Below are 14,982 nucleotides of genomic sequence, written 5' to 3' on the forward strand. Positions count from 1 at the left end.
TCCAGCAGCGGTGTGGCGCCCATGCCGTTGACGAGAAGCAGGACGGGGTTGCGGGGGCTCATGTCGTCCAGGAGGGCGTTCACGGCGAAGTCGGCGATCTCGCGCGAGGTCATCATGGCGCGCCGTTCACGCCCCGGCTCGCCGTGGATGCCGACCCCCAGCTCCAGCTCCCCGGCGGGCAGATCGAAGGTGGGGCTGCCCTTGGCCGGGGTCGTACAGGCGCTCAGCGCCACGCCGAAGCTGCGGGAGTTCTCGTTGACCTGCCGGGCCAGGGTCGCCACCCGATCCAGGGGCTGCCCCTCCTCAGCGGCGGCNNAGAGGGTGGCACCGGTGCCGCGCCGCCCGGCGGTGTAGAGGCTGTCGGTCACGGCGACGTCGTCGTTGACGAGCACCTTGGCGACCTGGATGCCCTCGTCCTCGGCCAGCTCGGCCGCCATGTCGAAGTTGAGCACGTCACCGGTGTAGTTCTTCACGATGAACAGCACACCGGCACCGCTGTCCACGGCCGCCGCGGCCCGCACCATCTGGTCCGGCACCGGCGAGGTGAACACTTCCCCCGGGCAGGCCGCCGACAGCATGCCCGGCCCCACGAACCCGCCGTGCAGCGGCTCGTGCCCCGAACCGCCCCCGGAGACCAGCGCCACCTTCCCGGCGACCGGCGCGTCCCGCCGCACGACCACCCGGTTCTCCACATCCACCGCCAACTCGGGATGAGCGGCGGCCATACCCCGCAACGCGTCCGCGACGACGGTCTCCGCGACGTTGATGAGCATCTTCATGGATACCTCCAGATGAGATGAGCGGCCGCCCCTGCCCGGCGTTCCCACAGGCCAGTCGGGGCTTGTTTCCGGGCTTGTTTCCGGGCTCGGTTACGTGGTCGGTCTCGGCGCTTCGTGGTGATCGTAGGCGGACTCCGGCGGGCTGTGGCGGACTCGGACGGCCCGAACTGACGCGACGTCGGCTTCGACAGCCATTCGTCGGCCGTGAGCGACGCCTGGCTCGACGGTTCCCACGGCCTCAGTCGGAAGTATCGACGCTCGGCGGTGCCCGGGTCACGTGTGCCGACACCGCCGGGCGGGCGTCCTCGTCGCGTGCGTGAGGTATTGACGAAACTATCCGAGTGGATAATTCTCGTCGATGCGGGGAAGGGAGGCCCTCCCCGACACGCTCCGCCTCGGGCCGATACGAGGAGTGCCACGTCATGACCGTCACCACCGCCGAACCCGGGTCCGCCGCCGAGGACCTGCTGCCCTTCCGCGACCCCGGCTTCCGCGCGGACCCGTACCCCTACTACGCGCGGCTGCGGGAGAAGCACCCCGTCTACCGGCATCCGCTCGGTCTGTACGTCGTCTCCCGCTACGGGGACGTCGCCCGGCTGATCCGCAACCCCACCCTGAGCGTCCAGCAACTCGACTTCGGACCGGCCGCCCCGATCCACCACACCGTGCTCGGCAAGGACGCCCCCGACCACACACGGCTGCGGAGGATCACCAACCGCTGGTTCACGCCCAAGGCCGTCGCGAAGTGGTCCCAGGTGACGCGCGCCTCCGTGGAGGCCGTGCTCGACGAGGTCGAGAACGGCGACGGCACCCTGGACGTGGCCGACGGCCTGGCCCTGAAGTGCACCTTCGAGACGACCTGCCACATCTTCGGCATCGAGCCGACCGAGATGGACACCATCCGGCGCAAAACCTACGAGATCGGGCTGAGCCTCGGTCCCGGCGGCAACGACGAGGAGGCCCGCGCCACCGCGGAGGCGTTCGCCTGGTTCGCCGACCACATCGGCCGGCTCGTCGCCGGCAAGAGGGCACGCCCCGGCGAGGGGCTGATCGACGCCTTCATCGCCGCGCGGGACGAGGGCAGGATGACCGAAGAGGAAGTCGTCCACTCCGTCTTCCTCTTCTTCGCCGTGGGTCATCTCGACGTCAAGCATCTGATCAACCACGGCATCCATCTGATGGCGCGGCGGCCCGACCTGTTCGCCGCCTACCGGGACGAGCCCGAGGCGCGGCCCGGCATCATCGACGAGATCCTGCGGATCGACACACCCGAGTCCATGGTGGTGCGCCTGACCACGCAGGACACGGTCGTCGGCGACACGACCGTGCCGGCCGGAGAGGTGCTGGCCCTGCTCATCGCCTCCGCCAACCGCGACCCCGAGGTCTTCGCGGACCCCGACGCCTTCGACCACACCCGCCCCGTCGCCGCCGGCCGGCACCTGGCCTTCGGCTCCGGCATGCACGGCTGCGCGGGTCAGGTCCTGGCCCGCGCCGAGGCCGACATCGTCTTCAGTGCGATCGTCAACCGGTTCTCCGGTGTGGAGCCGGCCGGTGAACCCGCCTACGCCCACACCGAGTTCCTGCGCACCGTCACGCACCTCCCCGTCCGCTTTCTCCGATCCCCCGACTCTCCGTGAGACAGGAGCCGTCATGAACGTCGAAGTCGATCTCAAGAAGTGCCAGGACCACGGCCAGTGCGTGTACGCGGCCCCCGACCTGTTCGCGCTGGACAACGAGGGGCGCCTGTCCCTGCGGTCGGAGGCCGCCGACGTCTATGTGGCCGAAGTGGACGAGGGGAGCGCCGAGGAACTGTACGAGGCGGCAGAGGTGTGCCCGCTCCAGGCCATCACGGTGCACGAGTAGGGCGCACGCCTCTTGCCAAACGGATGACTCAAGGTCACCATAGGGCAACTCGTTTGGCCTGAAACGAGGCGGAGGGAACGTGGAACGAAAGGGGGAGCGCGTGCTGAACGCCAGCCGTGAGGAACCGCCGCGCCGCACCGTGCACCTCCCGGCCGCCCGCGACGGACGTTGAGCGGTATGGCTCTTTTCGGCCAGAAGCGACAGACGGCCCGTGTCGCCCCCGAACTCGACGACGTCGCGCTGGGCCGGGTGCTGAGAGGTATCGCCGCCGCCCGGGGGCCGGGGCCGCGGGACCTCCTCATCGCCCAGATGGAGCGGCTCCTGCGGGAGACCGGTGACGACTGGGACCGCCGCTGCCACCGGGTCGGCGTCCTCGCTCAGGCTGCTCCCACGCTGGCCGGGGTCTGGCGCGAGCGCCGGCCCCGCGACCCGGACGCCCTGGCACTGTCCACGTGGTCCGAGCCGGCGACTGATCCACGGGGCGCCCTGGCGCTCTGCCGCGCCGCCGCCGACGCCGGCCCGCTTGATCCCACCCCGTGGGTGGGCGCGCTGGCGGCGCTGCGGCAGCTGGGGCGGCCGAGTTCCGAACTGGCTCCCGTCTGGCAGGAGATACGGGCGCGCGACCCGTGGCACCGGGAGGCGCACCTGCAGATCCTGGGCTACCTCTCCCCGGAGGAGCAGGGCAGCCAGGCGGCGCTGCGGGACTTCCTCGACGACGCCGTCGCGGTCATGCCGTGGGACGCGCCGACGGCATGCCTGCCCCTGACGGCGGCCGTGCGGCAGTACCACCGGGAGAGGAGCGGCGGAGGGATCCGGGCGCTGGGAGCGAGCCGGTACTGGTCCCAGCCGCATACCGCCCGGCTGCTGGACCAGGCCAGCGCCCACTGGCTGCGACCCGACCGGCGGCGTCACGCGGCCACCGTCGCGGACCTGGGCATGCTCGCCTACGCCCTCGTCCGGGCGGGCCGCGGCGGCGACGCGGGCCACGTCTTCGCCGCGGTCGGCGGGCTGGTGACCCCGTGGCCGTGGAACTACGAGGGGGATCCGGCGGAGTGCTTCACGGACTACTCCGGGCGCGTGTGAGGGCGCGTACGGCTCCTTGCCCGGACAGCGACCCGTGCGCAGTGGCGGCAGGGCTTTGCGTCCCTGCCGCCACTGCGCATGCGTGGGTCAGTCGCGTTCCGCCGCCTCGACGATGTTGGTCAGCAGCATCGCGCGGGTCATCGGTCCCACTCCGCCGACGGGCGGGGCGAGGGAGCCGGCGACCCGGTCGACGTCCGGGTGGACGTCCCCGAGGATGCCCTCGACGGTCCGGGTGATGCCTACCGACAGGACGGTGGCGCCCGGTTTGATCCAGTCGGGCCCGACCAGGTGGGCCACACCGGCCGCGGCCACGACGACATCGGCGACGCGGGCGTGGGCGGCGATGTCCTGGGTGGCTTCGTGGCACAGGGTCACGGTGGCGTGCTCGGTGCTGCGGGTGAGCATCAGCCCGAGCGGCCGACCCACGGTGAGCCCGCAGCCGATGACGCAGAACTGCTGCCCGGTGATGGGCACGTGGTTACGGCGAGGGGCGCGAGGCGCTCCTGGCGGCGGCCGTCAGGGTGGTGGCCCGGGGTGGTCTGCGGAAGCTGACCTACCGTGCCGTGGCGGCCGAGGCCGGTGTCACGCACGGCCTGGTCGCCCACCACTTCGGTTCGCGTGACGCGCTGCTCGAAGAGGCGCTGCGGTGGTGCGTCGCCCGCAGCATCGAGGCGTCGGCGCTGGTGCCGGCCAGTGGGAGGCTGGAGGACTTCGCCGCGACCCTGGCCGACGTCATCGCGGCCGACCCCGACCTCCAGGCGTTCCAGTACGAGCTGAAGCTCGAATCCAACCGGCGGCCGGAGCTGCGGCGCCACGTCGACCTTCTCTATGACACGTACCGTCATGCCGTCCGTGAGGCGCTGGCCTGCTTCCGCGTGTCCCCGGACCTGGCGGAGATCGTCTTCGCGGCCCTGGACGGCCTGGTCTTCCATCAGGTCACGTCCGGAGCCCCCGGTCGCACGGAGGAGGGCGTCGACGCCTTGCGTCGCCTCCTCGCGGCTCATCGCGCGCAGGCGCAGGTCCCGCCGGGGGTCGGCCGTCGGCGACGCGATCCCCACCCGGGGGGCTCCTGTGGATTCCAGCCCGTGACGGGCGAATTCGGCCACTCTTGGCGCGATTTTTTCCTCTAACTTCTCGGGTTACGTCAACTGAGTAATTCGAGCCGGAAGGCGGAGTGGAGGCGCATTTCTCAAATCGCCTCCTTTACCTACGCTATGTGTTCCAGCGGGGCTGGATCACTTACCGAGCGTGGTTGTGGGGCCGGGCTCCTCGTGTGTGACGCAAGCCATAGCTGGGGTCAAAACTCCCATTCTGAAAGGTGCATAGCGGCGGATAGGGGGCGCCGATGTTCTCCCATGTGAACGGAGTTAGGAATTCCGCCGTCCTATCGGCGTGATGCTCAATTGACTCCTCCCTAACCATCTCTTGACCTTTGTTGGCTGATACTCATAGCCTTCACGTCACTATCAGCGCCGCCGACCACGAGCGCTGGAACCGGGCCCGACTGTCTTTCGGGTGTCTGATCTGACTCATGGGGGATCGTGTGTACGACGTCATTGTTGTGGGTGCCCGCTGCGCCGGCTCACCGGTCGCCATGCTGCTGGCACGCCTCGGCCACCGGGTCCTCGTGGTGGACCGGTCCTCTTTCCCCAGCGACACCGTCTCGACCCACTACATCCACCAGGCGGGGCTGCTGAAGCTCCGGGAGTGGGGACTGCTCGACGAGATCGTCGAGGCGAAGACCCCGGCGATCCGCAAGATGCACTACAGCTACCGGGGCATCGAACTCAACGGCTTCGCCGACCCCGTCGACGGCCTCGACGCCATCTACTGCCCGCGCCGCACCGTGCTCGACGAGATCCTGGTCAACGCCGCCCGCAGAGCCGGCGCCGAGGTGCTGGAGAGCTTCACCGTCTCCGACGTCATCGCCTCCGAAGGCCGGGTGACCGGCATCCGGGGACGCGAGGGCGACGGACCGGAGCGGGAGTTCCGGGCCTCGGTGGTCATCGGCGCGGACGGCTTCCACTCCACGGTCGCCAAGAAGGTCGGCGCCGAGTTGTACAACGTCCGCCCCGCGGCCGGATTCATCTACTACTCGTACTACAGCGGCCTCGACTGGGGCCTGCACCACAAGACCGGCTTCAACGAGCGCTGGTTCGGCAGCTGGCCCACCAACGACGGGCTGAACATGCTGGCCGTCATCTGCACCCGGGCCCAGCTGAAGGACTTCCGCACCGACGTGGAGGCCCGCTTCCAGGCCGTCTTCGACGACGTCCACCCGGACATGGGCGCCCAACTCCGCGACAGCGGGCGGCGCGAGGAGGACTTCCGCCCCATGCGTTACCCGGACAACTACTACCGCCGCGCCCACGGCCCCGGCTGGGCTCTCGTGGGCGACGCCGGCTACCACAAGGACCCCTACACCGGGTGGGGCATCACGGACGCCTTCCTCCACGGCGAACTGCTCGCCCAGCGCATCCACCAGGGACTGTCCGGTGAGCGGCCGATGGACGAGGCGCTGGCCGAGTACAACAAGGTGCGCGACGAGGAGAGCGCCGGCGTCTACGACTTCACCACCACCCTCGGCGAACTCACCGAACTCCCGCCGTTCTTCAAGGCGACGATGAGCGCGATGAGCGCCAGCCAGGAGTGGACCGACAAGATGCTCGGCCTGATCGGCGGCGTCGTCCCCGACTACGAGATCTACGCGCCGGACGCCCTGGAGCGTCTCTACGACGACGCGGGCGTACCCGAGGAGGAGCGGGTCTACGACCCGGCCGCCTGACCCGGGCGGGCGGCGTCCGCCCCGGCGGCGACCTCCGCTGCGGCCGTCGCCGGGGAGCGGCCACCGCGACCGGGTGTTCGGGCCGACCGCCGAGTGCGGTTCGACCACGGTGTGAGGGCCCCGGCAGCGTCGCACCGCACGCCGGGAGCCACGGCATCCGGCGTGCCGCACCGGCATCCGTCGCCCGCCCCTCGCACCCGCGGTCGCACGGCCCGTGCGCTGTGCCGCACCTGCCGAAGGAGCCTCGGGGAAACCGCGTCACGCCGGCGCGGTGGCGGGATCGGCGCCGTCGACCGCCCATCGCCGTGCCGCCGACCGCCATCGGACGAGCGGGCGCACTCCGGCCGCCGGCGCACTCCGGTGCCACGCCCCGTGGTTCGGGCCCGGCACGCTCCTCCACCGCCTTCCCGCACCTCACCCCGAGGGAGCCCAGCAGATGACGCGCGCGTCCAGCATGTTCGACCTCATCAGCGAACAGACCGAGCAGAGGCCCTACTTCGAGTCCGGTGGCATCGGCCGGTCGCACGAGTTCTACACCGGCGAGGAGCAGTTCCAGCGGGAGATGTCCCGCATCTACGGCCGGCACTGGCTCCCGGTCGACCATGTCTCCCGGCTGAAGGAGAAGGGCGCCTACAGCACCCTCAACATCGGCAGCGGCTCCGTTCTCCTCCTCCACGGCGACGACGGCATCCAGGCGTACCACAACTACTGCCGCCACCGGGGCTACAAGCTCGTGGAGGAAGCCAGCGGCAAGCGGCAGAGCCTCGTCTGTCTGTACCACTGCTGGGTCTACGACCGGAACGGCCGGCTCAAGAGCCTCAACGGCACCTACTTCGACCACTTCTTCGAGAAGGAGAAGAACGGTCTGCTGCCCATCCGCACCGAGATCCGCCACGGCGTCGTCTTCGTCACCTTCTCCGACGACGCCCCCGACCTCGACGAACTCCTCGGCGAGTTCGGGGAGTTCGCACGGGTCTACGAACTCGCGGACCTGGAGTGCGTCCAGGCCAAGGACTATCCCGTCGCCTCCAACTGGAAGCTCGTCGCCCACAACGTCAACGAGAGCCTGCACTTCCCGACCGCCCACAAGGACCTGCACCGCATCACCGACTTCGACGACGCCGGCACCTACGACCTCCGGGGCGACATCGTCGGGGCCTGGCAGTCCATCCGCAGCGGCTTCAACTCCGTGTCCATGACGGGACACAGCCGGCGCACCCCGCTGCCGCTCGTGCCCGAGGCGGACCGGCAGCGGATCAACTGGATCACCATCCTGCCCAACCTCCTGTTCGGGTTCACCGCCGACTACGTGATGATGCAGTGGGTCTGGCCCGAGAGCCCCGGCACCTGCTTCGTACGGCACTTCTGGCTGTTCCACCCCTCGGAGACCGCCAAGGGCGACTTCTCCCACGAAGCCGTGTTCGCCCTGTGGGACAAGGCGAACCACGAGGACTGGGAGATGTGCGAGCGCACCCACCGCGGCCTGTCGAACCCGCTGTGGACCCCCGGCCAGCTCTCCCTCGACGAGGAGGTCGTCGCCCAGATCGACGCCTGGGTCGCCGCCCGCACCGCGGACCCCGGGCGGGACACGGAGGCCGCTGAACCCGCCCACCCCGCCGCCGTGGCAGAGGGGGGAGCATGACGACCACCTGCTACGTCATAGGAGGCACCAGGGTCCTCACCCGGTGCACGGAGAAGCTCCTCGACGCGGGCGTACACGTCGAGGGAGTCCTCAGCGACGACCCCGCGGTCGCGGCCTGGGCGGACGAACACGGCGTGCCCGTGTTGGACCCGCACGGCGACCTCGCTGCGACCCTGTCCCGGCGGCCGTTCGACTACCTCCTCAGCATCGTCAACTTCCGCATCCTGACCGCGGACGTCCTGAACCTTCCCCGGGTCGCGGCCGTCAACTTCCACGACGGCCCCCTGCCCCGCTACTCCGGCAGCCACGTCCCGGCCTGGGCCCTGTACGAGGGCGCCACCCGGCACGCGGCCACCTGGCACCGGATGACGGAGGCCGTGGACGCCGGCAGCGTCCTCCTCGAACGCTGGTTCCCGGTGCGTGACCACTCCACCGCGCTCTCCCTGACGTACGAGACCGCCGAGGTCGGAATCGACCTGTTCGACAACCTCGTCCCGCACGTCGTGGCGGGCACCCTGCCCGACCCCGTCGACACCGCCGACCGGGAGCGCCGCTTCTACCGGCGGTCCGCGCGCATGGCCTCCGGCGGCATCGTCCACGCCGGCACCCCGGCCGCCGAGGCCGCCCGTATCTCCAAGGCCCTGGACCACGGCAGCTTCCCCAACCCGCTCGGCATCCCCACCCTCGTCACCGAACAGGGCGCCGTCCTCACCCGGCAGATCAGACTGATCCCCCGCGAGGAGCCCCGCACGGACACCGTGGTGCGGTCCGTGACCACCTCGGCGCTCACCCTGTCCGCCCCGGACGCCGACCTCGTCCTCAGCGACTTCGCCGCCGTCGACGGCAGCGCCCTCAGCGGCCAGGCCGCCGCACAACGGCTCGGCGCCGTCGAAGGCGCCCCCCTGCCTTCCGTGAGCGAGGCACGGCTCGCCGCCGTCGCCGCCGCCCAGAAGGCACTGCGCCCCCACGAACCCTGGTGGCGCGCCCGGCTGCTGGACCTGCGCCCGGCCCGGCTGCCCGTCGACGACTTCAGCGCCGGCGCGGCCCACTACGGCCGCTACGAGCTCGCGTTCGTCCCCGGCTCCCGCGAGGAGACCATCAGCGTCGTCCGCGCCTTCCTCGACACCGTCGCCGAACGCGCCGACGAACCGGTCTTCGACTTCGCCTGGTCGCCGTCGGCCGCCCGCGCACGCGCCGAGGACACCCACGGCATCGCCGCCGCGCGGTTCCCCGTCCGGTACGACGGCGACAGCGCGAGCGCCCTGCGCGCCAAGCTGGACGAGGCCGCGGCCCGGAACGGCTACACCGCCGACCTGGAGGTCCGGCTCGGCCTCGCCGGGCGGCCGCTGGGGAGCGGGGAGCCCACGTTCACCGACGTGATGGTCCTCGAACGCGGCGCGGGCGAGGAGGCGTCGGCCGAACCGCACACCGAGATCGCGCTCCTCTGCCTCAGGGACGGCCCGCCCACGGTGTTCGTCCGGGACACCGCCATGGCACGGGAGGAGGCGCTCGCCTTCACCGAGCGGATCGAGGACCTCGCCCTCGCCGCCCTCCTGCACGGCGACACCCCGCCCGCCTCCCGGACCGGTGGCATCTCGCCCGCCTCCCGGGCCGACGGCACCCTGTCGGTCTCCCGGGCCGGTGGCACCTCGCCCGCCCCCATGTCCGACGGCGACGCCCCGCCGCCCGCCGAGCAGACGGCGGCGCCCGGCGGCGCGACCGTCCTCGATCTGTTCGCCGCCACCGTTGCCGCACGGCCCACGGCCACCGCCGTCCGCAGCGGCGCCCGCACCCTCGACTACGCGGCCCTCGACGCCTGGGCCGACGCGATCGCCGCCCGTCTGCACGACCAGGGCATCGAGTCCGGGTCGGTCGTCGGTGTCCTCCTCGACCGGGGCATCCCCCTGCTCCCGGCCCTGCTCGGCATCCTCCGCGCCGGGGCGTCCTTCCTGCCCCTCGACCCCGGATACCCCACCGACCGGCTGCGCGGCTACACCGACGTCGCCCGCTGCGACCTGATCCTCACCGACCCCACCACCCACGCGCTCGGCGCCTCCCTGGGCACCGCCCTGCTCGTACCCGAGGCGGACGGGTCGGCACCGGCCGTGCCGCCGACCGTCACCGCGGACGACCTCGCGTACACGCTGTTCACCAGCGGATCCACCGGTACCCCCAAGGGCGTCGAGATCGAGCACGGAGCGCTCGCCGGCTTCCTCACCGGTATCGGCGAACGGCTCGGCACCTCCGCCGACGACGTCGTCCTCGCCCATACGACGGTCGCCTTCGACATCTCCCTGCTGGAGCTCCTGCTGCCGCTGACCGTCGGCTCAGAGGTCGTCCTCGCCTCTCGCGAGACGGCCCGCGATCCGCGGCGCCTCGCCGAACTGGCCGACCGGGTGACCGTCGCCCAGGCCACGCCCAGCATGTGGCGGTTGCTGCTGGCCACCGGCTGGACGCCGCCCGCCGACCTCACCGTCCTCTCGGGCGGCGAGGCCCTGCCCCGCAGCGTCGCCGAGAGCCTGCACGCCACGGCCCGAGCCCTGTGGAACCTGTACGGGCCCACCGAGGCCACCATCTGGGCCTCCGCCCACCGCGTCACCTCCGTGGGCGCGTTCGTCCCGCTGGGCGAACCGCTGCCGAACCTGCGGCTGCACGTCCTGGACGAGCACCTCACCCCCTGCGCACCCGGTACGGAGGGCACGCTGTGGATCTCCGGCACCGGCCTCGCGCGGGGCTACGCCCACCGGCCCGACCTCACGGACGACGCCTTCACCGTCCACCCCGGGACCGGGGTGCGCATGTACCGCACCGGCGACGAGGTACGGCTCCACGCCGACGGCGCCCTGGAATGGCTCGGCCGCGCCGACGCCCAGGTGAAGGTGCGGGGCAACCGCATCGAGCCCGCCGAGATCGAGCAGGTGCTGGAACGGCTCCCCGGTGTCACCGCGGCCGTCGTCGCCGCCGCACGTTTCGAGGGCCGCGGCGAGCCGCGTCTGACCGCCTACCTGGTCGGCGACCACCTGCCCGCGAAGGACCGGTTGGACGAGCACATCGGTGCCACCCTGCCCGAGTACATGGTGCCGGACGCGTACGTACGGCTAGACGCCCTGCCCCTGACCGACAACGGCAAGGTGGCCCGCGCCCGACTGCCCCGGCCTACACGCGACACGATCCTGCGCACGGACACGGCAACCTCGGCCCCGGAGCGGACGCCGGCAGCCGAGGGCGCCGTCCTCACCGGGGAGGCGCTGACCGAGCTCGTCGCCCGCGTCTTCGGCGAGGTGCTGGGGCAGGCCGACTTCCCGGCGGACGCCAACTTCTTCGACCTCGGCGGTGAGTCGGCCAACGCGACCGTCGCCGCCGTGCGCCTCGGCCGGGAGCTGGGCGTGGAGATCACCGCCCCGTCGGTCTTCGCGACCGGTACCCCGGCCAAGCTGGCGCGGCTGCTGGCCGACGAGGGCGTGGTACGGGTCGCCCGACCGGCCCCGCAGGCGCAGACCCCGGTCGATGCCGCCGACCCCGTACGGGAGACGGCCGACGCAGGGCGGGGGCCCCGGACCGGCGTGGCGCAATCCGCCAGGGCGGAGGACCGGCCGGTGCGGGTGAAGTCACCCGAGGCCGTGCGAGTGGAGTCGCCCGAGGTGGCGCGGGGGGAGTCACCCGAGGGGGCGCAAGCGGCGGTGCCCGAGGGGGCGTTGGCGGCGGTGCCCGAGGGGGCGTTGGCCGTGGTCGGGATGGCGTGCCGGTTCCCCGGCGCCGCCACGCCGGACGAGTTCTGGCGGAACCTGGCCGACGGGGTCGACAGCGTCGGTGCCGCCCCGGCGGCCCGGCGCGGCTGGGCCCGGCTGTGGACCGGCGCCGAGGCGGACGCGATACCGATGGGCTGGGTCGACGGCGTCGAGTACTTCGACCCCGCACGCTTCGGCCTCAGCGACCGCGAGGCCCGTCGCCTCGACCCCTTGCAGCGGATGCTGCTGAGCGTGACCGCCGAGGCGCTGGAGAGCGGCGGCCACGACCACGCCTCGCTCGGCGGCGACACCGGCGTCTTCATCGGCACCATCGCCAGCGACTTCCCGGAACTGGTCGCGCGGAGCATCGGCCACAGCGACCCGCACGTCGCCACGGGCACCGCGATCTCCATGGTCGCCAACCGCCTGTCGCACGTCTTCGACTGGTCGGGGCCCAGCATGGCCGTCGACACGGCATGCTCGTCGTCCCTGGTCGCCCTCCACCAGGCCGCCGTCCACCTGAGGTCGGGCGACATCGACGCCGCGGTGGTCGGCGCCGCCAACCTGGTGCTCACGCCGGACAAGACCCGGTCCTTCGCCCGCAACGGCATGCTGTCCCCGCAGGGGGTGTGCCGGGCGTTCGACGAGGGCGCCGACGGCTACGTCCGCGGAGAGGGCTGCGGCGTCGTCCTGGTGAAGCGGCTCGCGGACGCCCGCCGCGACGGTGACCCGGTCCTCGCCGTGATCCGCGGCACCGCCGTCAACCACACCGGCGGCAGCGCCGGCTTCCTCACCGCGCCGAGCAGACCCGCCCAGACGGCGGTGCTGCACAAGGCGCTGGCCGCCTCGGGCGTCGCCCCCGGAGACATCGGCTACGTAGAGGCGCACGGCACCGGCACCCAACTCGGCGACCTCATCGAACTGGAGGCGCTGCACGCCGTCCTCGGCGGGAACGCCCGCCCGGTCGCCGTGGGGTCGGTGAAGACGAACATCGGCCATCTGGAGCCCGCCGCCGGCATCGCGGGGCTCATCAAGACGATCCTCGCCCTCCAGGCCGGAACCATCCCACCCTCCCTCCACCTCACCGACCCGAACAAGTCGTTCGACTTCGCGGCGTCACCGCTGTTCGTGGCCGACCGGCCGCTGCCCTGGGAGGGACCGCGGATCGCCGGCGTCAGCAGCTTCGGGTTCGGCGGCGCCAACGCGCACGTGATCGTCGAGGCCGCGCCGCCCACCCCCGCCGACGCCGGGGATCGCGACCGGCTGCCCCGGCTGGTGACCCTCTCGGCCGTGTCGGACGACGCGCTGCGCACCCTCGTGCACCGCCTGGTGCTCATGCTGCGCTCCCCGTACTGCCCCTCCCTGAGGGCGCTGAGCGAGGCGAGCCGCAGGCGTACGGCGGCGGGGCACCGGCTCGCCTGCGTCGTCGACAGCCTGGAGCAACTGGAGGACAAGCTACGGCTGTTCCTGGCCGGCGTGGACGACGCCCGCTCCCTCCACGTGGGGGTGGCCGACGACTCGTCGAGCACGGGAACCGCTGCGGTCCGCGGCGAGACGGGCCGGGAGGAACTGGAGACGACGGCACGGCGGTTCGTCACCGGCGCCGACCTCGACACCGGTCCGGGACGGGCGGGCGTACGCTTCCCGACCGCGCCCCACGACGAGAAGTACCTGTGGCTGGAACCGGCCGCCACGTCAGCACCTCGCGAGGTTCCGCGCGCCGACGTACCCGCCGGGGCCGCCATGACCGGGCGTACGACGCACTCCTGGGCGCGGCTGCCCGAGGCCGACGAGCACGTCGTCCTCGGCAGGCCGACCCTGCCCGGCGCGGCCTACCCCGGCAAGGTGGCCGAACTCGTCGGCCGGGAACGGTTCGGCCTGCGCGACCTGACGTTCCGCAAGGCCGTCGAGACGCCCGCCACCCTGTCGGCCGAACGCGACGGAACACGCCTCGGCTTCCGGGACGGCGACGGAGCGCTCGTCGCCACCGCCGAACTGACCGAACCCGAGCAGCCGACACTCCGCGTCCCGACCGGCGACGACGGCTTCACCCCCGTCGAACTCGGGTCGCTGTACCGTGCCTTCGCCCGCGACGGACTCGCCTACGGCTCCGCCTTCCGGACCGTCGCCGCGCTCTCCACCGCACCCGGTCGGGCGACGGGGACACTCCGCGCCACGTCCGCGCCCGAGGGCGTGGTCGACGCCCGGCTCCTCGACGGCGCCTTCCAGATCGCCCTCGCCGCGTGCGGCGCGCAGGGCCTGTACGTGCCGTTCGCCGTGGAACGGCTCACCGTCCTCGGCCCGGTCCCGGCCACGGCCCGTGTCCACGCCCATCGCGAGAGGGACACCGGGCCCGACTCCGGCCTGCTGACCGCGAGTCTGGTGGTTCTCGACGGCGACCGTCCGGTGCTGGAGGCCCGCGGCATCACCTGGAAGCGGTTGTCGGGCACGTCCTCGCCCGGCGCCCCGAGCCCTGTCACGGCCCGCGGCGCCGACGACGCTCCCGTGAGGCCCGCGGTCCCGGCCGGGCGGAGCAACGGTCACCGTCCCGTGCCCGCCCCGCCGGGTCCGGGCCGGGGACGGGGTGACGGCCTCGACGCCAGGCTGGCCCGCTGGGTGGCGGACGCCCTGGAGAAGGGCGTCGACGAACTCGAACCGGACCGCCCGCTGCAGGAGCAGGGGCTCGACTCCGTCCTCGCGGTCGCCCTCGCGCAGGACATCCGCACCCGGCTCGACGTCGACATCCCGGTCACCCTCGTCCTGGAGACCGGAACGGTCGACCGGCTCACCGCCGAACTCCGCGAGGAGTACGGCGTCACCCTCGCGCCCGGCGCCGCCGACGGCCCCGACACGCCGACGCACCCGGTGGCACCGGACACCGCTACCGCCCCCGGCGCCCAAGGGGAGGACCCCCTCGCCTCCGCCGAGTCGACCGTCACCCCCGCCGAAACGGCCCTCATCCAGGCTGAGCCGACCGTCGCCGCCCCCGCCGTGCCGACCGTCGCGCCCGCCGCCCCCGCCGTGCCGACCGTCGCGCCGGTCCTCGCTGCCGCGCCGCCGGTCGTCAACCCGCCCGAGCCGACCCTCGCACCCGCCGCCCCC

Annotated in this window: 9 protein-coding genes and 1 pseudogene; 7 read left to right on the plus strand and 3 right to left on the minus strand. The window is 72.4% G+C overall.

From position 1 onward, the window contains the following. Both AOK15_RS47165 and AOK15_RS47170 read right to left on the minus strand, forming a co-directional pair. The coding region (locus AOK15_RS47165; RefSeq protein WP_240508572.1) for a dihydroxyacetone kinase subunit DhaK at positions 1–314 on the minus strand (314 nt) is incomplete at both ends. Positions 315–316: 2 nt separating this feature from the next. Further along, a pseudogene (locus tag AOK15_RS47170) lies at positions 317–779 on the minus strand (dihydroxyacetone kinase subunit DhaK); the annotation flags it as partial. Between the two features lie 422 nt (positions 780–1,201). On the opposite strand from AOK15_RS47170, the gene AOK15_RS24305 reads away from it, so the two are divergent. From AOK15_RS24305 to AOK15_RS24315, 3 genes are all read left to right on the plus strand, one after another. Then, positions 1,202–2,416, plus strand: a complete 1,215-nt coding sequence (locus AOK15_RS24305; RefSeq protein ID WP_055520348.1) for a cytochrome P450 — start codon at positions 1,202–1,204, stop codon at positions 2,414–2,416. 13 nt (positions 2,417–2,429) lie between these two features. Beyond that, positions 2,430–2,642, plus strand: coding sequence for a ferredoxin (locus tag AOK15_RS24310; RefSeq protein ID WP_055520350.1), 213 nt, complete (start codon positions 2,430–2,432; stop codon positions 2,640–2,642). Positions 2,643–2,819: 177 nt separating this feature from the next. Then, a complete protein-coding gene (locus AOK15_RS24315; protein ID WP_055520352.1) occupies positions 2,820–3,725 on the plus strand; it encodes a tetratricopeptide repeat protein in 906 nt (301 codons plus the stop codon). Positions 3,726–3,812: 87 nt separating this feature from the next. Here AOK15_RS24315 and AOK15_RS24320 read toward each other — a convergent pair whose 3' ends face one another. Next, the gene (locus AOK15_RS24320) at positions 3,813–4,199 is read right to left on the minus strand and encodes a hypothetical protein (RefSeq protein WP_420876957.1); all 387 of its coding nucleotides are present in this window, start codon (positions 4,197–4,199) and stop codon (positions 3,813–3,815) included. Between the two features lie 50 nt (positions 4,200–4,249). Here AOK15_RS24320 and AOK15_RS24325 point away from each other — a divergent pair, with 50 nt between their 5' ends. The 4 genes from AOK15_RS24325 to AOK15_RS24340 form a co-directional block, all read left to right on the plus strand. Then, on the plus strand, positions 4,250–4,855 hold the full coding sequence (locus tag AOK15_RS24325; protein ID WP_420876958.1) for a TetR/AcrR family transcriptional regulator: 606 nt from the start codon (positions 4,250–4,252) through the stop codon (positions 4,853–4,855). Between the two features lie 401 nt (positions 4,856–5,256). Then, entirely contained in the window at positions 5,257–6,510 is a 1,254-nt protein-coding gene (locus AOK15_RS24330) for an NAD(P)/FAD-dependent oxidoreductase (protein ID WP_079058666.1), read from the plus strand. 436 nt (positions 6,511–6,946) lie between these two features. Continuing rightward, complete coding sequence (locus AOK15_RS24335; RefSeq protein WP_240508573.1) at positions 6,947–8,152, plus strand: aromatic ring-hydroxylating oxygenase subunit alpha; 1,206 nt, start codon at positions 6,947–6,949, stop codon at positions 8,150–8,152. Continuing rightward, positions 8,149–14,982, plus strand: a 6,834-nt coding sequence (locus AOK15_RS24340) for an amino acid adenylation domain-containing protein (RefSeq protein ID WP_157870356.1), incomplete at its 3' end; no start/stop codon positions are given. The genes AOK15_RS24335 and AOK15_RS24340, both read left to right, overlap by 4 nt.

Origin of the sequence: Streptomyces ossamyceticus, from assembly GCF_001418475.1 — a bacterium.
In the GTDB taxonomy this organism is placed as follows: domain Bacteria; phylum Actinomycetota; class Actinomycetes; order Streptomycetales; family Streptomycetaceae; genus Streptomyces; species Streptomyces ossamyceticus.